Below are 17,710 nucleotides of genomic sequence, written 5' to 3' on the forward strand. Positions count from 1 at the left end.
AAAATGGGCTGGTCAGAGACCTAAACCGAACGTGCGGAGTGCGGAAGGGATGGCCTTCGACTATCTGGGTCACAACCTGCCCCAGGAGCGGTTGACTATTGCGATTGGTTCGGTGGCGGCTGCCCGAGCCGCGCTGGACACGACCGTGGCCTATGTCAAGGACCGCCGTGTGTTCGGGAAGCCGGTCAGCCACTTCCAGAACACCAAGTTCGAACTGGCTTCAGTGGCCACGGAAATCGAGGCGGCGCAGGCGATGGTGGACCGCGCGCTGGCCGAGCACGTCGCTGGTGAGTTGGATCCGGTGGATGCGGCGAAGGTAAAGCTTTACTGCACCGAGTTGCAGGGCCGGGCGGTTGATCGTTGCCTGCAGTTGTTCGGTGGCTACGGCTACATCCTCGAGTACCCCATCGCCCGGATGTACGCAGATGCCCGCGTCTCGCGTATATACGGCGGCACGAGCGAGGTCATGAAGTCGATCATTAGCAAGTCGTTGGGTTTGTAGGCATATGTCCGAATGACATGGCGATGTCGCGGTCCGAGAAGTTTCTGATCTTGTGTATCGTCTGCCACGGCTCGACGGTGGACTGCGGCGGGATACGCGCGTAGCGCTTGGTCGAGTGCCCTCACATCCAGTCTGGACCGGCTTGGCCTATTGGTCTAATGTATCGACCAAAGTTGAGTGATGTGACGGTCATGGCCGTCCGCCGAATGGCCGTGTCGAAGCCGTGGTGTACCGGTTGCCGGGAGGCTGGGGGAGGGGATCGGCGAGCCATATGTGGCTGCCCCGGTGATCTCGTGGGGCAAGGTGGTGGGACTGCTGCACGCCGACCGGCAGATGGAACTCGGTGGAGTGGACGAATTCGACCGTGACCTGCTCGGCATGTTCGCTGAGGGGCTGGGTGTCGCGTTTGAAAGGAACCTACTCTTCCGGCGATTGCGGTCCATGCGGTCCATGCGGTCCATGCGGTCCATGTTCAATGAGCATGTGTGTGCGGTCAACGATCTCGTCGATGACCTCGTCGAGGATGCCATGAAGATCGGTGAGGATTCGGAAAAATCAGCTCCACGTTCGCAGGGACCGTATTCACGGGAGATTTCAGCGACATATTCGGGGGACGCTTTTTTCGCCAACCTTACTCCCCGCGAGTGCGACGTGCTGCGCAGCTTGGCGTCTGGTAAGACGAATGCGCAGATTGCGAGTATCTTATTCGTGACCGAAGGTGCCATGAAATCGCATGTGAAACACATTCTGCGGAAGATCGGTGCGGCCAACCGTACGGACGCCGTGGCTCGGTACCACGCGCTGGCCAAACCGCCCGGCGTCCATCGGGCGAAAGATCCGTTCAGATCATGAGGCTTATTCAGATACCTTGCTGATCCAGATTCCTTATGGGGAACATGCTCGCCAAGACGCAGCTACGCACGATTTTGCGCGAGTTCCAGCGAGTTTCTGTACCGTGTTCCCGACCTGTCGGTAGGGGAGTCGTCATACCTCCGCAGCAACTTCGTGCACGCCATGAAGTCGATGCCCTGCCAGTTGCGGTAAGCGATTTCAGAGTCGTCCTGCCGGTGAGCGAGGCGCAGCGGGACGGCTCAGGCTCCAGAACGATTAAGATCCAGAATGACTCGGATCGGCCGGTTGTCTCCCGGCGTCCGTATTCGCGGATCGGCGATGGCCGGACCGTCCAGTCGGCCTGATGAAGCTGCTCACGCAGGGACGTCTTGAAGATCGTGTCCGTCCCGGACATCGGGGGCGCGTCGACGAAGGCAACCGAGCGGTGGACCTTGTAGCCGGTGATGAGGTAGCCGGCGATGAGTTCGCGTGCGCACTCTGCCGGTTGGGCCGCTGCCGCGTCAACTCCGGGCAAGCTCGCTGCTCGCCTGCTGACCTGCTGACCTGCTCGCCTGCTGACCTGCTGACCTGCTCGCCTGCTGACCTGCTGACCTGCTGACCTGCTCGCGTGCTCCGGACACCGGACCTACTCCGTCCACCGGCACTCCGTGCGCCGGCCGATGCCGGGAGCCGATCGGCCGGGTAATGGCACCTGTCCATCGGGTCGGGACAGACCCCGCCCTGTCTGCCGAAGGTCCCTGTCGGAGCTGCGATGACTCCGTCAGGCTTGGAAGAGTTTTGGCGGAAGGATCGGAAGGAGAAGTCGCAGGTCGGCTGGCACGTGGTGGTACAGGGACATGTGGTGACACAAGACAGTTGTCAGGCCCGGCAGGTGACCGGCGGTTTCCGTGGCCGGGGCTACTGATCGACAGGAGGGGGGCGTGGGGGAGAACGCGATGAAGAGGCAGGTGGCCGTTTTAGCGGTCATTACGCTGAGCATCGCTTTTGGCTGCTTCGGGACCGCGTTGACAGCTGCGATCAGGGTGTGGGACGCCGCAGCCTTCCAGCATGACCGGCTGGGCCCGGCCGCGGCAGGTGCGGCTGTCCTCCTGAACCGTCTGGCCGACGAGGACAGCGGCTGGCGCAGCTACCTGACGACCGGTCGGTCCGAGCTCGTCGGACCCCCTCCGGCTGCGTCCCGGGATATCTCGTTCGAGGTCGACCAGCTGTCCGCCTCCGTCGCCGGCCTCGGGACGCTTCCCGCCCTCATGCGGCAGGTTTCGGAAGCATACGAGACATGGCGCGCGCAGGCGGATTCCGGGGTAACCGCTATTCGTTCCGGGATGCCGTGGTAATTCGTCCGATAGAGGCGGCTGTCACGAGAAATTCGAGTTTCGACATTATGCGTACGCGGGTGGCCGCGATGCAACAGGAGATCGTGCGTCACCAGGCGCAGACATCGGCTCAGGTCGACGGGGCCGGGTGGCAACTGCTGGCCTGTGCGCTGTCTGCCGTGTTCCTGGTTTTTCTGCTTGTCACCGCGCTGGTTGTCGGCGTCCGGCGGTCGGTTCTCGCACCGGTCCGCGGACTGCTGCGCGCGGTCAGGGAACTCGCCGGCGGTGGTTATGACCGGGCCGTGCCCCGCGACGGTCCGGCCGAGCTGGCGGAGCTCGGGCAGGGGGTGGATGCGATGCGTTTACGTGTGCTGGCCGCGCTCGGCCAGCAGGGACCGACCGTGGCAGCATTGCGGGACGCGCTCGCTGCGTCCGTGGTCGAGATCCCGGGCATGCGAATCGCGAGCCGGATCATCCCGGCAGAAGGTGTGCTTGCCGGGGACTGGTACGACGCCTTCGAGCTTCCCAACGGTCGTCTCGGGTTCACCGTGGGGGACGCGGCAGGGCACGGGCCGGTAGCCGGCGTGCATGCGCTGCTGGTCAAGCAGCTTCTCGCGTCCGCTCTGCTCACCGGGTCCGCACCGGATGAGGCGATCCAGCGGGTGCAGCGACATCTTGGTGACACCGGCGAGATGTTCGCGACCACGTTCGTCGCGGTGGTGGACCTTGCCACCGGGCTCGTCGAATACGCGAACGCCGGACACCCGGAACCGGTGATCGTCCGAAGCTCGGACACGGGACGGGACACAGAATGGAACGCGGACGCGGACGCGGACGCGGACGCGGAGGCGGGACGGGAGGGGAACGGGAACGGGAACGGGAACGAAACAGGACAGGCCGGACTTGTGTCCCTGGCCCCGACAGGACCCCTCGTCGCCCACATCCTGCCCGACGGCAACGGTACGTGGCGGACCGAACGGGTCCGCCTGGCACCGGGAGATGTTCTATGCGCCTATAGTGACGGCCTCACCGAGGCGCGCGACCCGGCCGGGAATCAATTCGGTTTCCAGCGGCTGGCCGGCGAACTGACACGCCTTCCCGGCAGGGATCCCGGGGTTCTCGTGAACGACCTCTTCACAGCTGTCGCACAGCACTCCGGTGGCGGCGTGGCGGACGACCAGATTGCCGTTGCGGTCGTCTGTACCGCGTCCGACGTCATTGCGACTCCGCTGCAACGCCTGGACGAAGCCGTTTATCCGATGGAAAATATCACCGCTGCGCCCGGGCAGGCTGCACGGGCGGCAGTCACGCGTCGGTTCTCCAGTCCGGGCCGGAGCGGATGAGCGCGCCACGGATGCGGTGCCGAGTCACCGATCGGTCGGTTTCCACCTGGTTGATTATATCATGATAAAGCAGCATTCAGTTCATCCGACGCATTCAGTCCGAATATCCGGGCGGCCGGCGTGTCCGACATCGCTCCGCGAGGAATATCGATTCACCGGGCTCCCACGCCGAGGCAAGGAATTCGTAAATCGATCATTCCGGGGGACTCGTCGGTGTTGGCCCGGTTCCGTTAGCCTATTGAAGATATGGACGACCAGGGGGCAGGAAAGATCTTCAAGCGTACGCCGGATCCTGACGCATCCGCACCCTTGCCGGATGATCCGTCCGTGGAGTCGGTGAGCGAGTTGGCCTTCCCGACGGTTGCCCGCCTGGAGCTCGACGAGCTGCTCGCCCAGCTCGTCGAGCGGGCGCAGGACGTCATCGCGACGCAGAGCAGGCTGCGTGGCCTGCTACGAGCCACCCGGATGGTCACTGCCGACCTCAGTCTCGAGGTGGTGTTGCGCCGCATTGTCGAGGAGGCCTGCGAGCTGGTCGACGCCCAGTACGGCGCCCTCGGCGTGATCGCCAAGGAAGGCTATCTCGAGCAGCTCGTCCACGTCGGCATGGAGCCGTCCCTTGTCGAGAAGATCGGGCACCCTCCGCGAGGGGAAGGGGTTCTGGGCGTGGTTATCGCACAGCCACAACCGCTTCGCCTGGACGACATCACCACAAACTCCCAAGCTGTCGGCTTCCCGGTCGACCATCCGCCCATGCGGACCTTCCTCGGCGTTCCGATCAGGGTTCGCAGCGAGGTTTTCGGCAACCTCTATCTCACGGAGAAGCGCAACGGCCGGATGTTTACGGCGGAGGACGAGGAGCTCGTCCTGGCGCTGGCCGCCAGCGCCGGGGTTGCCATCGACAACGCTCGGCTGTTCGACCAGGCGCAACGTCGCCAGCGGTGGTTGCAGGCCTCGGCGGACATCACACGCCATGTGCTCGCCGACGGCGAGCAGCCGCTGCACCTGATCGTGAGTCGAGCCCGGGAGCTCGCCGGCGCGGACGTGGCCGCGATCCTGCTCGGGGGGGAGTCCTCGTCGCATCTGGCTGTCGAGGTTGCCGACGGTGATGGCGCTGGTCCTCTGCAGGGCACCGTGGTCCCGATGGACGGCTCGTTGGGGGGCAAGGCGGTGCGGACGTGTGCACCTCTGCTCGTCTCGGACGCCGCGGCCGAGGCCAGCGGAAACGATCCCTATGCACGCGGGATCGGACCCCTGATGATCGTTCCGCTGGTCGGTTCGCGGGTGGCCGCCGGAGCGGTGGTGCTCGGCCGGCACCACGGAGCCACGCCATTCACGGACAGCGACCTGGACATGGCTGCGGCGTTCGCCGGACATGTGGCGATGGCCCTCGAGATCACCCAGGCGCGTGTCTCCAGGGAACGGATCGTCGTCCTGGAGGATCGGGACCGGATCGCCCGTGACCTGCATGACCATGTCATGCAGCGGCTGTATGCCGTTGCGCTCGGGATGCAGGGACTGGCCGCCGCCGAGGAGCGCTCGGGGCCGGCCCGCCGGATGGCCACGTACGTGGAGGATCTCGACGTGACGATCAGCGAGATCCGGTCGACCGTTTTCGAGCTCCGGGGCCGGCGGACGGCGGCCGGCTCTGGCCTGCGGGCGCGAATTTCTTCTGTTGTCGACACGGTGAGTGACGCTTTTGGCTTTGCGCCGTACCTGCGGTTCGAGGGCCCGCTGGACACGGCGGTGGAGACGGTGGTCGGCGAGCATCTGATCGCCGTGGTGCGGGAGGGCCTGTCGAACGCGGCCCGTCACGCCCGTGCCAGCAGCGTCGAAGTCATCGTGCGGGTGACCGGCGGCCGGCTCAGCGTGGATGTGATCGACAACGGCGTGGGAATCGGGAACACGGATCGTCGCAGCGGGCTTGCGAACATGCACAGCCGCGCCGAGGAGCTCGGCGGCACCTTCGATCTCGCTCCGGGACCCGAGGGTGGCACCCACCTGCGCTGGTCCGTACCGCTTACCTGAGTTACCCGGTTACCTTAGTTACCCGGTTACCCGGTTACCTGAGTTACCCGGAGCCCGTTGGCGTTACCGCACCTGCTCGCGCGGTGCAGGATCTGCAAGCCGCTGGGACGGTTCGTCCGGCCCGGGAGCGCCATCCGGAGGGGTTGCGGGCCGGAGGTCCACGTGACGGGGTCCGAACGGCCCGTCCCCGGGGAAACCTCCGACGGTCGTTTCGATTTCCGTCACGACCCATCATGGATGTCTAGCGGCCAGTGTCGTGCCTGGCGGGTCGACTCGCTCCGGCCTGCCATGACCACGCTTGCCGCAGCTTCATGTTCGATGTTGGAGGTGTCATGACCGTTGATGACCGGGCGGCCGCGTCGAGGCGTATGGGCCTGCACACGCGTCCGTATGCGTATCTCGAGGTCGGACGCCCGGAGTTCGATGACCCGCAGTTCGATGGTCCGCAGTTTGCGGGCCCGGAGTTCGGTGGTCTGCAGTTCGCCGGCCCGCAGCTCACCGACCTGGAGACGGTGGAGACACACAGCGCGACGCTGTATTTCTCCGGCGACCGCGTCTACAAGGTGAAGAAGCCGCTGGACCTCGGGTTCCTCGACTTCCGCACCCGGGAGGCGAGGGAGGCGGCCTGCCGGGCCGAGGTTGAGCTCAACCGCCGTCTCGCCCCCGATGTCTATCTCGGAGTGGCCGACATCCGCAACAGCGACGGCGTGCTGGTGGACCACATGGTCGTGATGCGGCGGATGCCCGCGAACCGGCGCCTGTCCACCATGATCACAATGGGGAGGCGGGTGGACGGGCAACTACGGGCGCTCGCCCGGTTGCTCGCCGCCTTCCACGAGCGGTGCGCGACCTCCCCTGAGATCGCCCAGGCGGGCAGCCTCGCCACGCTCGACGCGCTGTGGCGGGAAAGCCTGACCGGGCTCGCGCCGTTTCGCGGGACGCTGATCGATGCGGACGTCGTCGACGAGATCGGTCGGCTCGCCCTGCGCTATCTTGCCGGCCGGGCACCGCTGCTGGCCGAGCGCCAGCGTGCCGGGCGGATCCGGGACGGGCACGGCGACCTGCTCGCCGACGACATCTACTGCCTCGACGACGGTCCGCGGGTGCTCGACTGCATCGAGTTCGACCGGCGACTGCGGCTCGGGGACGTGCTCGGCGACGTCGCGTTCCTCGCCATGGACCTGGAGCGCCTCGACGTCCCCGAAGCCGCCGAGAAGTTCCTGAGCTGGTATGGGGAGTTCTCCGCGGAGACGCATCCGCCGTCGTTGCAACATCTCTACATCGCCTACCGGGCGTTGGTGCGTGCCAAGGTGTCCTGCATCCGTGCCCGGCAGGGTGCGCCGGAGGCCGCGCGGCAGGCGCGCAAGCTCGCCGCGATCGCGCTGGGACATCTGCGGCGTGGCCGGGTCCGGCTCGTGCTCGTCGGAGGTCTGCCCGGTACCGGCAAGTCCACGCTGGCCGGGAAACTCGCCGACGCCGAGGACGGCTGGGTGCTGCTGCGTTCGGACGTCGTCCGCAAGGAGCTGGCCGGTCTGCCCGCCGACGCGCACGTCCCGGCCGGTCTGTTCGAGGGGCACTACGACGCTCAGGCGACCGATGCGACCTATACCGAACTGCTGCGGCGGGCCAGCCACGCCATGGAACGGGGCGAGAACGTCGTGCTCGACGCGTCGTGGTCCACGGCCGGCTACCGCACCGCCGCCGCCCGCCTCGCCGAGCAGACCGCCACCGACCTCGTCGAGCTGCGCTGTGTCACCTCGCCGGAGGTGGCCGCCGCCCGTATCGCCCGCCGCGCCGCCGTTGGCGAGGATCCCTCCGACGCGACCCTCGCCGTCCATCAGGCGTTGGCGGCACGCGCCCAACCGTGGCCGACCGCCGGCGTCATCCAGACGGCGGTGCCGATCGGTGAAGCGCTCCTGGCCGCCCAGCGCCACGTAAATTCGGTCTATCGGTGACGTAAATGCGGTCCGGCGCCGGGTCGCCCAACGGCGTTGCCCAACGCTGTTGCCCAACGGCACGGGCCTCCGTCATTCCGTCATGATGGTTGGCGGACCTATTTCTGGGCGGTCTGTTTCTGCTTTTTCTGGAGTTTTGTAGCGTAGACCGCCGCCTGGGTCCGGCTCGTCAGCTCAAGCTTGTCGAGGATCGCCGAGACATAGTTCTTCACCGTCTTGTCGGACAGGTGCACCCTGGATGCGATCTGCCGATTGGTCAACCCCTCGGCAATCAGCAACAGGATCTCCCGTTCCCGGTCGCTGAGGGTTGCGAGCCTGCTGTCCTCGGCCGGCCCCTCCCGGAGCCGGGCCAGCACCTTCTGCGTGACGGCCGGATCCAGCAGGGAGCGACCCGAGGCGATGGTGTGGATCGCGCCGATCAGATCCATGCCCTTGATCTGCTTGAGCAGGTAGCCGGCCGCGCCCGCCATGATCGAGGCGAACAGGGCGTCGTCGTCGTCATACGACGTCAGGATCAGGCAGCCGACTTCGGGGTACGCGGAGCGGATATCCCTGCACACGTCGATACCGCTGCCGTCCTCCAGGCGCGCGTCCAACAGCGCCACGCGCGGGTTGGAAGCGGGGATGCGGCGCAGTGCCTCGGCCGCGGTAGAGGCCTCGCCGACGACCTGGATGTCACCGGTATCTTCCAGCACCTCCCGGATACCGCGACGGACGATCTCGTGGTCATCCAGGAGAAATACGCGTACCGGATCCACGACGAGGCACACTACCTGCAAGTGATGCCGCTTACCATCCGGATCGCCCGGGGTCTCGGGATCCCGGAGCGCCGAGGTCTCGCGTTTTCCGCCGATTTCCGGATGCTGCGCTCATCCGTTGTCAGGCTGGACATGTCGCAGCATTCACGGACCCCACTGGCAGGCCGCCGCAACGGGCGGACCGGCCGCTACAACGGGCGGACCGGCCGCCGAGGAATTGACGACCCGTCGGCAGCCGGCCGTGGTCGATGCGGGTGCGTGCCCCAACCCCGCGACGCCGCGCCCCTACGGCCCTACGGCCGGAGGTTCTTGAGCCGCTGGCCCAGCTCGGTCAGCGTGGTGGACAGCGCGTCCACGAACGACGCACCGGTCTTCGATGCGCTCTCGCGAACCGCCGGGTCCTTCACCGCCTGACCGGCCGCGGAGTAGGCCCTGTCGAGGGTTGCCCGAAGCTCGGCGAGCGCGTCGTCGAGCCCCTTGCGATCGGACGCGCGTTCGCCGACGACGTCGTCGAAGTGCGTCTTCAGTCGTTGTCCCAACGTGGTGACGCTGTTCGCCACGTCGTCCCAGGCGGTTTTCGTGTCGGTCATGCGGTCGCTCCCTTCTCGGCTGTAATCCAGCAGCATTTCCCACCTGCCCTGCCCGCGGCTACCCGGAACGCCGATCAGCGAACCGGCGGAAGCGGAAGACCGCGGCCAGCAGCCCTCGTGGACGGATCCCGATCAGAGCCGCGAATCTGACCGCGGTTGCGCTGCGCTGTTCACACGGGTTGGCGCGGTGGCACCGGCGGTCTGTGGCCGGAACCGCCGTCAGGATCGATGACGGTGTAGCCCATGCCGCTGGCGGTGCGGTCGCCGATGCCCGCGTAGCAGGCGAAACGGGCGAGGGCTCCGATGGCGCTATGTGTGAGAGGTGCGACACCCGACGGTCCGGCAAGATCGTAGCGGACGAATCCCACGCAGCCGCGGCGCTTCGGAGCCCCGATCTTGACGACGCATTCGGCAGCGGAAAGGCGCATGTCGACAAGCTCCAGATGGTCGTCGATCACGTCGTCGATGTCGGGGGGCAGCGGGGCGTCGGGCGGCGCCCAGGTTCTCCACCGTGCGGCGAGAGTGCCGAACACGCGTTCAGGGTCGGGCAGGATGCGCTGCCGGCGCGCGCCGTCACCGCGTCCAGTAGCGAAACTGACCGGTGTGACCAGACCGAACGCCCAGGACGCCGCCGGTGCTGTGGTGGCGAGCAGATCCGGGTAGGGCTCGGCCTGGACGAGTTCGACCGACTCGGTCGTGTAGCCGGTGGCGCCGAAACGCCATCTGTCGCGGGAGCCGAGGGCTGCGAGCATCGAACCGACGATCTCGTCGAGCAGGATCCCGACCTCGAAGCGGACGGTGTTCGACGAACGCCCGGGAGTCCGCTGGCGCTCGTCGAGAAGCGGTGTGATGGCAAACGGCCGCGGCGGCGGGCCGTCGTGAAGGTACGCGCTGGCCTCGGGTGACAGCTCGTCGCGGACAGCCGTGAGAACGGCGGCGTTGACCGCTGGGCCTGTGTGCGGCGGAGGTAACGCGCCCGAAGACGCCGGCTTGACGTACACGACGACGCGAGCGGGCACAGGTCACCTTCTTTTCTCTTGCGGCATTACTCCCGCGACAGGTCCAAGGTGCGATCCGGATCTCACGGTAGGCCGGTGGACCAGGCGCGCCGCGCCGGGGTCAGGCACGCTCCGGCGTCAGTCAATGGTCTACCTCCGCACGTCACCGACGCGACCAGCTGTCTCTGACGGACGATGGAGGGGTGAGGGTCACGGGCATGCATCCGCAGGGTGATGCACAGATACATCTACCTGTCAAACGATCCGACCTTGATCGTTGCCCACAACCTCCGACACGCCGACAGAGCGAGGAGGTTGTGGGAAAGATCCATAATCCTGTGAGCTGCAAAAACATAAACGATCAAGATTTTTGGGCCGGTTGTCCACAGCCCCCTCCGGGAGGTTGTGGGACGATCTTGCAAACCCGCAGGTCAGACACCCCAGGATCAGTGGTACTGTCGCACGACAGGAACTTTCCGCATCGGATTGAAACCTAAGCCCGGACCTCAGTGAGCGGCTGGCTGCTGGTGTCGCACGACAGGAACTTTCCGCATCGGATTGAAACTGTGCCGGCCCATTGGGCGGCGATCAGTTGAGGTGTCGCACGACAGGAACTTTCCGCATCGGATTGAAACCGAAGGCCTGCACGAAGGTTTCGGCGCCGGCGAGTGTCAAGGGCGAGTCGCACGGCAGGAACTTTCCGCATCGGATTGAAACCCCTGGACCTGGGTCGGAACGTTGCCCTGGTGTGTCGCAGGGCAGGGATTTTCCGAATCCGATTGGGACGCGGAAGTCGTAGGTGGTTCCCGTCGCGATCACAACGGTTTCTACCTACAGCTTCCGCGTCCGTAGGTGGAAACGGTCGCTATAATGACGGTTTCCACCTACGGCTGCCGTAGTACCTTCAGATCGAAGCCGGGGAATGCCTACTGCGCCTACCGGTGATCGATGAAAATGCCAGCGGGTGTGTCGGAGGGCTGCCAGGCGCCGTCGTCGGGGAGCCAGCGCATGTCCGGCGCGCACCGCTGGCAGGGCTGGTAGGCGGCGACCCGATCGCCGGGAAGCGTGAGTCCGCTCAGCCCGGCGGTCACCCGGGCCGCGGTGAACCCCGCGACGGACGGGACGTACCAGCCACTCTGCTGGAAACGGTCCGCGAACGGACGCAGCGCCGCACGGACGAGTTCGCGGCGGCGTTCGTCAGCGATGTCGTAGACGACGATGACCGGCCCTTTCACGATGTCACGACCCAGCCGCCCACGGGCGGGGCGTCCATCGGCATGCCTGCCCACGAGAACCTGCAGTCGGCACAGTACGGCAGGACAAGAATGTGGTCCCGTGGCTCAACCATGTCGATGAGCCGGTCGGTGAACCGTCCCATTCGCGCGGATGGGACGTCGATATCGTAGACGCTGTGAAGAATGCGTGGGCCGTACTTTTCAAGAACCTTGCCGACCCGCCGCCGGTAGGCGTCACAGGAAATGTCGAATGTCACCACGTAGCCGAGCCGGGGGGCGTTCACTATTACCTCCACACGAACGGCTGGTATGCCTCGGACTCGCCGAGCACCCAGCCACGGAACTCCCTGGACTGGCCACGCAACCGATCCGCGTACGACCCGCTTTCCGCTCCCTTGGGCCATCCGCGTGCCGGTGCCGCCATGCGGGCGCGGAAGCGGTTGATGGCCGCGGACGTGACCTCCGGCGCAAGGCGCGGCCCGTCCGGGGTCACTGTCACGTGATCGGAATTTGCTATTCCCAGGCCGAGCAGCGCGAGGACTGTCGACTCCAGCAGGATGGGCCGCCATTCCTCCATCAGGTCGAACACCAGGGCCGGGCGACCACGGCTCGGGGTGTGCAGAAATGATAGGTAGGGGTCGAGGCCGGCGGCTACCACCGCGCCCATGACGACTTCCCGCAGCAGCGCCGAACAGTAGTTGACCAGCACGTTGACGATGTCGACGTCGGAGCGGTCCCGCCGCCGGAAGCCGGCTGCGGCCGTGTCGTCGAGCAGCAGCCGGATTCCCCGGAAGTAAGCGCCGGCGGCGGCGCCCTCGACACCGAGCAATGTGCTGAGCGTCGGCGCGTCATCCACGAGGTTCGCAAGCTCGGCGAGCCGGTGCGCGAGCGCCCACACCTCGTCCGGGTCCGTGCTGCGCGCAGCGCGCCGCCGAAGCAGAATGTCCTGGTTGTGGATTTTTCCCCGAACGACCGCGCGGGCCAGTTCCAACCGGGCGGACTCGTCCCCGGATCGGGCGAGCTGCTGACGCCGTACATCGATGTGAGGGGCGGATGGTGGTTCGAGCCGGCCCCGTGCCCGCCCGTCGTCGGTCAGCAGGACAAGCGGGACGCTGTCAGCGAGCAGCGCGTTCATCGTCGGGGTGGTCACCGTGACGTTGCCGAGCAGGACGACCTCGGCCACCAGGGACAGCGGCGCGGACGTGATGACCTGGCCGTCCCGTGAGATCACCAGCCGTCCGCCGCGCTTCGACAGCACCGAACCGTGGCCCACGACGTAGAGTGGCTGCCTCGTGATCATCGCCATGGTCGTCGCTCCTGTCCGCTCGCTGCGGACCGGGTACCCGATGTAGGACGGGTACCCGTTGTGGGCTGGACAGCGCTCTCGCTCTGGCCAGCACCGGTCAGACCACCGCCGAACCGCGCCGGGCCATTTGGACGGCCACCGCTTGCCAGGCGGTGGCCGGATGCGTTACGCCCCACCGACATCGGATGCGTCCAACCTTCGTTCGGCGACTCCGCCCATCCGCCGTCCCGGAAGAACACCCAACCGAGGAACGAGAAGCCGGTGTCGAATGTCGACACATAGGTCTTGCCGGGATTCGTCCGCAGCCGCAGACTGGTCAGCGCCGCGTCGACATCGGCCGCGGCGGCGAGGGCCGCGTCCTCGTCCGGGCAGAACACGGCAAGATCATCTGCGTACCGGACGAGATGCCCGCGGCGGCCGTGCACGGCTTTGTCGAAACCCCGCAGATAGAGATTGGCCAACGCGGGGCTCACCGGAGCACCTTCGGGTACTCCACGGTCACGGTCGACCACTCCGTATTCGGTGAGCAGCGGCGCGGACGCCCATGCCCGCGCCAGCGCGGCGGCCTCCGGGTCGGTGATCGTCTGGTTCAGGGCATCCGCGAGCAGCTCATGGTCGATCTCGCGGAAGAACTCGGCGATGTCGGCGCGCAGAACGGTACGCAGGCCGGCGTCACGGCACCGCTCCGCCTGCGCGAGCGCGTCCAGCCACGAGCGGCCACGCCGATAGGCGAAGCTGACCTCGGCGGACGAGGCGTCGAGGCGCTTGCCGCAGACCTCGAGGAAGGCACGTTGGGTGACCCGGTCGCGGACGGTCGGTAGGCCTAGCCGGCGGCGCTTCCCACCCCGGGTGATCGTCATGAGCCGCAGCGGCTGGGGTTCGTATGTCCGGGTCCGTAGCTGTTCGGCGAGGTGGTCGAGCCGCACCCCGAGTTGCCGGCCGAACGTCTCGACGCCGATTCCGTCCGCGCCGGCCATGGCGCTGCCTGCCGCAACCCGTGCCCAGGATCCCCACAGCGTGGACTCGCGTGCCATCCGGTCGAGCGTGCTGTTGGTGCTGTTCGCCATCGTCGCTCACCTCCCACCCGCCCCTGACGGACGAAGCCTCGGTCACTGGTCGTATGGAGAAGGTCCCCGAAGCGCTGGAACGGGAACGGCTGGCGGCCTGGAACGCATGGGGGAGGGGAACGGTGGGATTCCGCCGGCGTCGCCGAGGCCGCGTACCGAGCTGGAGCCGCACGCGGGGCAGTCGTCCACCCGATCGGCATCGAGGGTGACGACGGCGGGACGGACAAGGTCCACGAGCAGGTGGGTGGCGGGTGGGCGCCAGGGCCATACCCAGTTCAGGACCTCGCCGAGGGCGAACGCGACGACGGCCTGGTTGAGGAACAGCACGCTCGGTGCGGGGGCGTCCACATCGGCGGGCAGATATCCCGCGGCGCGGCGGGCGGCCTGCGCGGCTGGGTCCAGTTCGAGGGCCGCGACGGTCGGGTCGTACCCGCACTGGCACAGCAGGCACGGCCCTCCCTGGCGGACGACGGCGATGTGCCCGCCCACATCCAGCGTCCCGGCTGCGGCAGGCGCTTCGTCCACGTCAGGTCCCGGGTTGCCCTCGGACACAGCAGGTCCCGGGTCGCTCTCGGACACGGCGGCAGCGGGAGCATCTGGTGACCGGCTGATCCCGACGCCTATGTCGATGTAGAGCCGGCCGTACTGGACGGCCAGCACGTTGAGCGCCCAGCGTGGGGCGTGGCCGTCCACCGCCCCGACGATTACGTCGGCGCAGCGCAACGCCTGCCAGATCTCGGCGTCCAGGACGCCGCCATGTGTCGCGGCCACGGGCAGTGCCGGATCGACGGCTCGCGCGAGCCGTGCCGCCACCTCGACCTTCGGGCGGCTCCGGCGGGCGTCGTCGGGGGTGGCGCCGACCACCCGGTTGAGGTTCGTCGTCTCGACGACGTCGGGGTCGACGACGAGCAGCCGCCCGATGCCGAGATGGGCGAGCCCCTGGACGACCAGCGACCCGGCGCCGCCGACACCGACCACAGCGACGGTGAGATCGCGCAGCCTGGCCTGCGCGGACGCGCCGAATGCGCGTACCTGTCGGTCGAAGCGGCTCTCGACCAACCGTGTGCGGTCCATGCTGATGTCCCCGAGATTCTGCCGATCCTTCTTCTTGACGCCGGTCGGATCCTGACGCCTACCGGACGAGTTCCACGGCGGTTTCGGCGCGGCCGAGCAGCCGCAGCTCGTCGATGGTTTCCAAAGCGCCGGTGGACGGGTTCCGCCACACGCCCGCGACGGAACGCCGCCCGAGGACGAGTGACGCGGGGAAAACGGGTGGTTGTGCGGGGATCGTGTCGGCGAACTCGGCATGGGTGATCCGCATGTTCGCCTCGTCATGACCGGAGAACCACACCGAACGGTCGGCGAACGGGTGGGTGTGGATGTCGATGAGCGACAACGCGCATTCGTAGCATTCACGCAGCACCGCTCCGGTCAGCGCACGGTCCACCTCGACCCGGGCGCTGGTTTGCAGAGCAAGAGCATCGTCAGGGACGGGAATCGCGTAGCGGACGAAAATATCGGTAGTGGGCTGCCCCCACGGATCCGTCCACACGCTTGCGTGGCCGAGCAGATACGCCATCCGCTCGACCGGAACGGCCAGCAGATACCGGTATGTCGGCTCCCACACGGCGTCAGGGACACGGATGACGCAGCGCATCAGTCCGCCGTCCCAAGGTAGGTTCGGATCGCTTCCACGAACGTGATGAGCGAGTCGTATGCGGCGTTCCAGTTGTGTCCCGGGTCCTCCAGGCAGTACCAGAAGTAGCCGAGGTCGGCGTAGGGGTTCTTGTGACCCTGGAAGTAGTGCCCTGGGCTGACGAGGTCGCCGCCGTTGCGACGGCGAAGCTGCGAACCGAGGTAGAAGCCGTCCGGCGCCGATTCGGGATATGTCAGCGGCGGGACGAGCAGGACCGTCGTACGGTCCGGGGACCACCCGGCCGGAAGCCGGAAGCCCGGGATGACGACCCACGAGTCGTCGTCCGCGACATGCAGCCCCGGATAGCCGCCGGCGAGCTGCGCGGCCTCCCACCGGACCCGGCGGTGGCGGGTGTTCGCGATCGCGGATCCGGCATCGGTGTGCTGGGCGGCCTTGGAATGCCGCGCATGATGCGCGAAGACCTCGCCGTCGGCGACACGGATTCGTTGGCCGTCGGGAACGATCGTGTTGCGATCGCGTCCCTGCCGTACGAGAACACGGTCGGACGGGATCCCGCCGGCCTGCTTCAGCTCGGTGCCGGTCAGGTCGTCGGCGATCACCGGCACGTCGATGCCGTTGATACGGATCGTCTTGGCCATGGCGTTCTCCTTTTCGGCTCGGCGTTCACCTGCGCCTGACGGATGAGCGCGATGTCACCGCGCTACCGCCCGAACGGTTCGAGCGTTATAGGGTATGGTTTCTTCGCATTCGGGATCACGTGTATCGCCGGGCTGACAACGGCGGGCGGCGGTGGTTCGGGCAGCAGGGTGCCGCCGAAGACCCCGCCGAAGACCCCGCCGAAGACCCCGCCGAAGACCCCGCCGAAGACCCCGCAGGCGAGCAGTGTTGTCGTGAGGAAGTCCCGGTAGGAGGTGGTTCGCCTCGGCAGTGCCGCGTCCGTTCCCGCCCGCGTACCCGGACCCGCCGGTCGACTTGTCTGTGGGCGCGGCTGGGCGTAGGCGTTCGAGGCGATGGCTCGGGCCATGTCCGGAACCCACCCATGGTCGGCATGCGTGTCGTCGGCCGGGTAGCGAGGACTGTCATCGACCCAGGTGGGACGCGTGCCGCGTGTGGGACGAGCCACGGTAGGTGGACGTTGCGCTGGTTGGCGGCGCGGGGCCCTTGTCGGCTGGGCCGCTGGTGGGCGTGGCCCGACTCGTCGAGCTGGAACCGGAACCGCCGGGGCCGGAGGGGGTTGAGCCGGCGCACGCCGAACCGGCATCTCGGGCGGTTGAACCGGCGCCGGTTGGCCGGGCAGATCGACGGGGACGGCGACTCCGTGTTCGTCGATGCGCAGTCGCGGTGGGTTCGTCATCGCCGCTCTCCCCGTCCGCAGTGTGCGTCTACCCGCATCCGACGGATGATGGGGACATGACGGCCGGATCCCGCTGGCAGCGGCGTAATGCACAGATGTTCATGACGGTCAAACGATCCGACCTTGATCGTTGCCCACAACCTCCGACACGCCGACAGAACGGGGAGGTTGTGGGAAAGATCCATAACCCTGTGAGCTGCGAAAACATAAACGATCAAGATTTTTGGGCCGGTTGTCCACAGCCCCCTCCGGGAGGTTGTGGGACGATCTTGCAAACCCGCAGGTCAGACACCCCAGGATCAGTGGTACTGTCGCACAGCAGGAACTTTCCGAGTCGGATTGAAACCCATGCGAGCGTGGGACCGGGCAGAGACGATGCCGTCGCACAGCAGGAACTTTCCGAGTCGGATTGAAACCTGGTCTCAGCGTCGGCGTTGAGCATCGCGGCGAACAGTCGCACAGCAGGAACTTTCCGAGTCGGATTGAAACTCCGGAACTTCCTTCCTGCCCGGGACGAACCCGACGTCGCACAGCAGGAACTTTCCGAGTCGGATTGAAACTCCGATTCCGGCTGTGGCTGCGGGGAACCGCGCAGTCGCACAGCAGGAACTTTCCGAGTCGGATTGAAACGCGAGCTCGCCGGTCCCGGGCACCGGGAACCCAGGTCGCACAGCAGGAACTTTCCGAGTCGGATTGAAACCTGGGGATGACCCCAGGGCTGCGCGAAGGTCGCCCGGCGTGGCGATCGGCTACTC

Annotated in this window: 17 protein-coding genes and 1 CRISPR repeat array; of the genes, 6 read left to right on the forward strand and 11 right to left on the reverse strand. The window is 66.8% G+C overall.

Annotation, left to right across the window (positions count from 1 at the left end; all coding sequences use genetic code 11):
* The 6 genes from CV1CTNOD_RS21615 to CV1CTNOD_RS21645 form a co-directional block, all read left to right on the forward strand.
* On the forward strand, nt 1-502 hold a 502-nt coding region (locus CV1CTNOD_RS21615), incomplete at its 5' end, for an acyl-CoA dehydrogenase family protein (protein WP_278043965.1).
* A gap of 273 nt (nt 503-775) precedes the next feature.
* Nucleotides 776-1,354 carry a helix-turn-helix domain-containing protein gene (locus CV1CTNOD_RS21620; RefSeq protein WP_131787801.1) on the forward strand — a complete coding sequence of 193 codons (579 nt, stop codon included), beginning with the start codon at nt 776-778 and terminating at the stop codon, nt 1,352-1,354.
* Nucleotides 1,355-2,289: 935 nt separating this feature from the next.
* Nucleotides 2,290-2,688 (forward strand): hypothetical protein, encoded by a 399-nt coding sequence (locus CV1CTNOD_RS21630; RefSeq protein WP_131787803.1) that lies wholly within the window; start codon nt 2,290-2,292, stop codon nt 2,686-2,688.
* 68 nt (nt 2,689-2,756) lie between these two features.
* Complete coding sequence (locus CV1CTNOD_RS21635) at nt 2,757-4,010, forward strand: PP2C family protein-serine/threonine phosphatase (RefSeq protein WP_165485665.1); 1,254 nt, start codon at nt 2,757-2,759, stop codon at nt 4,008-4,010.
* 246 nt (nt 4,011-4,256) lie between these two features.
* Complete coding sequence (locus CV1CTNOD_RS21640) at nt 4,257-6,035, forward strand: sensor histidine kinase (RefSeq protein WP_131787805.1); 1,779 nt, start codon at nt 4,257-4,259, stop codon at nt 6,033-6,035.
* A 332-nt stretch (nt 6,036-6,367) separates the two neighbouring features.
* Nucleotides 6,368-7,990 carry an AAA family ATPase gene (locus CV1CTNOD_RS21645; RefSeq protein ID WP_131787806.1) on the forward strand — a complete coding sequence of 541 codons (1,623 nt, stop codon included), beginning with the start codon at nt 6,368-6,370 and terminating at the stop codon, nt 7,988-7,990.
* Between the two features lie 98 nt (nt 7,991-8,088).
* Here the strand turns inward: CV1CTNOD_RS21645 and CV1CTNOD_RS21650 are convergent, their stop codons facing one another.
* The 11 genes from CV1CTNOD_RS21650 to CV1CTNOD_RS21695 all read right to left on the reverse strand — a co-directional run bounded on the left by CV1CTNOD_RS21650 (nt 8,089) and on the right by CV1CTNOD_RS21695 (nt 16,724).
* Nucleotides 8,089-8,748, reverse strand: coding sequence for a response regulator (locus tag CV1CTNOD_RS21650; RefSeq protein WP_131787807.1), 660 nt, complete (start codon nt 8,746-8,748; stop codon nt 8,089-8,091).
* Between the two features lie 293 nt (nt 8,749-9,041).
* A complete protein-coding gene (locus CV1CTNOD_RS21655; RefSeq protein ID WP_131787808.1) occupies nt 9,042-9,338 on the reverse strand; it encodes a hypothetical protein in 297 nt (98 codons plus the stop codon).
* Nucleotides 9,339-9,508: 170 nt separating this feature from the next.
* Nucleotides 9,509-10,357 carry a CRISPR system precrRNA processing endoribonuclease RAMP protein Cas6 gene (gene cas6, locus CV1CTNOD_RS21660; protein WP_131787809.1) on the reverse strand — a complete coding sequence of 283 codons (849 nt, stop codon included), beginning with the start codon at nt 10,355-10,357 and terminating at the stop codon, nt 9,509-9,511.
* Nucleotides 10,358-11,271: 914 nt separating this feature from the next.
* Entirely contained in the window at nt 11,272-11,571 is a 300-nt protein-coding gene (locus CV1CTNOD_RS21665; RefSeq protein WP_131787810.1) for a hypothetical protein, read from the reverse strand.
* Nucleotides 11,568-11,855: a CRISPR-associated endonuclease Cas2 gene (locus CV1CTNOD_RS21670; protein ID WP_165485666.1), complete on the reverse strand. Its 288-nt coding sequence runs from the start codon at nt 11,853-11,855 to the stop codon at nt 11,568-11,570. The genes CV1CTNOD_RS21665 and CV1CTNOD_RS21670 overlap by 4 nt, the downstream gene beginning before the upstream one ends.
* A gap of 2 nt (nt 11,856-11,857) precedes the next feature.
* Nucleotides 11,858-12,877 (reverse strand): CRISPR-associated endonuclease Cas1, encoded by a 1,020-nt coding sequence (gene cas1 / locus CV1CTNOD_RS21675; RefSeq protein WP_131787812.1) that lies wholly within the window; start codon nt 12,875-12,877, stop codon nt 11,858-11,860.
* The gene (locus CV1CTNOD_RS21680; protein WP_131787813.1) at nt 12,868-13,944 is read right to left on the reverse strand and encodes a reverse transcriptase domain-containing protein; all 1,077 of its coding nucleotides are present in this window, start codon (nt 13,942-13,944) and stop codon (nt 12,868-12,870) included. Before CV1CTNOD_RS21680 ends, cas1 begins: the two co-directional genes overlap by 10 nt.
* A 42-nt stretch (nt 13,945-13,986) precedes the next feature.
* A complete protein-coding gene (locus tag CV1CTNOD_RS21685) occupies nt 13,987-15,018 on the reverse strand; it encodes a HesA/MoeB/ThiF family protein (RefSeq protein WP_165485667.1) in 1,032 nt (343 codons plus the stop codon).
* Between the two features lie 58 nt (nt 15,019-15,076).
* On the reverse strand, nt 15,077-15,571 hold the full coding sequence (locus CV1CTNOD_RS25080) for a hypothetical protein (RefSeq protein ID WP_207386590.1): 495 nt from the start codon (nt 15,569-15,571) through the stop codon (nt 15,077-15,079).
* Nucleotides 15,572-15,600: 29 nt separating this feature from the next.
* Nucleotides 15,601-16,239 (reverse strand): E2/UBC family protein, encoded by a 639-nt coding sequence (locus tag CV1CTNOD_RS21690; RefSeq protein ID WP_131787815.1) that lies wholly within the window; start codon nt 16,237-16,239, stop codon nt 15,601-15,603.
* 62 nt (nt 16,240-16,301) lie between these two features.
* Entirely contained in the window at nt 16,302-16,724 is a 423-nt protein-coding gene (locus tag CV1CTNOD_RS21695) for a hypothetical protein (RefSeq protein WP_131787816.1), read from the reverse strand.
* A gap of 541 nt (nt 16,725-17,265) precedes the next feature.
* Nucleotides 17,266-17,655: direct repeats of the CRISPR family, unit length 36 nt; unit sequence GTCGCACAGCAGGAACTTTCCGAGTCGGATTGAAAC.
* Nucleotides 17,656-17,710 lie beyond the last annotated feature (55 nt).

It is taken from the genome of Protofrankia symbiont of Coriaria ruscifolia, from assembly GCF_900634745.1.
GTDB lineage: Bacteria > Actinomycetota > Actinomycetes > Frankiales > Frankiaceae > Protofrankia > Protofrankia californiensis.

Excerpts from the sequence above, each read along its gene's own strand:
- CV1CTNOD_RS21655 (WP_131787808.1), bottom strand. The coding sequence starts at position 9,338 with ATGACCGACACGAAAACCGCCTGGGACGACGTGGCGAACAGCGTCACC.
- CV1CTNOD_RS21685 (WP_165485667.1), bottom strand. The coding sequence starts at position 15,018 with ATGGACCGCACACGGTTGGTCGAGAGCCGCTTCGACCGACAGGTACGC.
- CV1CTNOD_RS21690 (WP_131787815.1), bottom strand. The coding sequence starts at position 16,239 with ATGGCCAAGACGATCCGTATCAACGGCATCGACGTGCCGGTGATCGCC.
- CV1CTNOD_RS21635 (WP_165485665.1), top strand. The coding sequence starts at position 2,757 with ATGCAACAGGAGATCGTGCGTCACCAGGCGCAGACATCGGCTCAGGTC.
- CV1CTNOD_RS21645 (WP_131787806.1), top strand. The coding sequence starts at position 6,368 with ATGACCGTTGATGACCGGGCGGCCGCGTCGAGGCGTATGGGCCTGCAC.
- cas1 (WP_131787812.1), bottom strand. The coding sequence starts at position 12,877 with ATGGCGATGATCACGAGGCAGCCACTCTACGTCGTGGGCCACGGTTCG.
- CV1CTNOD_RS21630 (WP_131787803.1), top strand. The coding sequence starts at position 2,290 with ATGAAGAGGCAGGTGGCCGTTTTAGCGGTCATTACGCTGAGCATCGCT.
- CV1CTNOD_RS21680 (WP_131787813.1), bottom strand. The coding sequence starts at position 13,944 with ATGGCGAACAGCACCAACAGCACGCTCGACCGGATGGCACGCGAGTCC.
- CV1CTNOD_RS21640 (WP_131787805.1), top strand. The coding sequence starts at position 4,257 with ATGGACGACCAGGGGGCAGGAAAGATCTTCAAGCGTACGCCGGATCCT.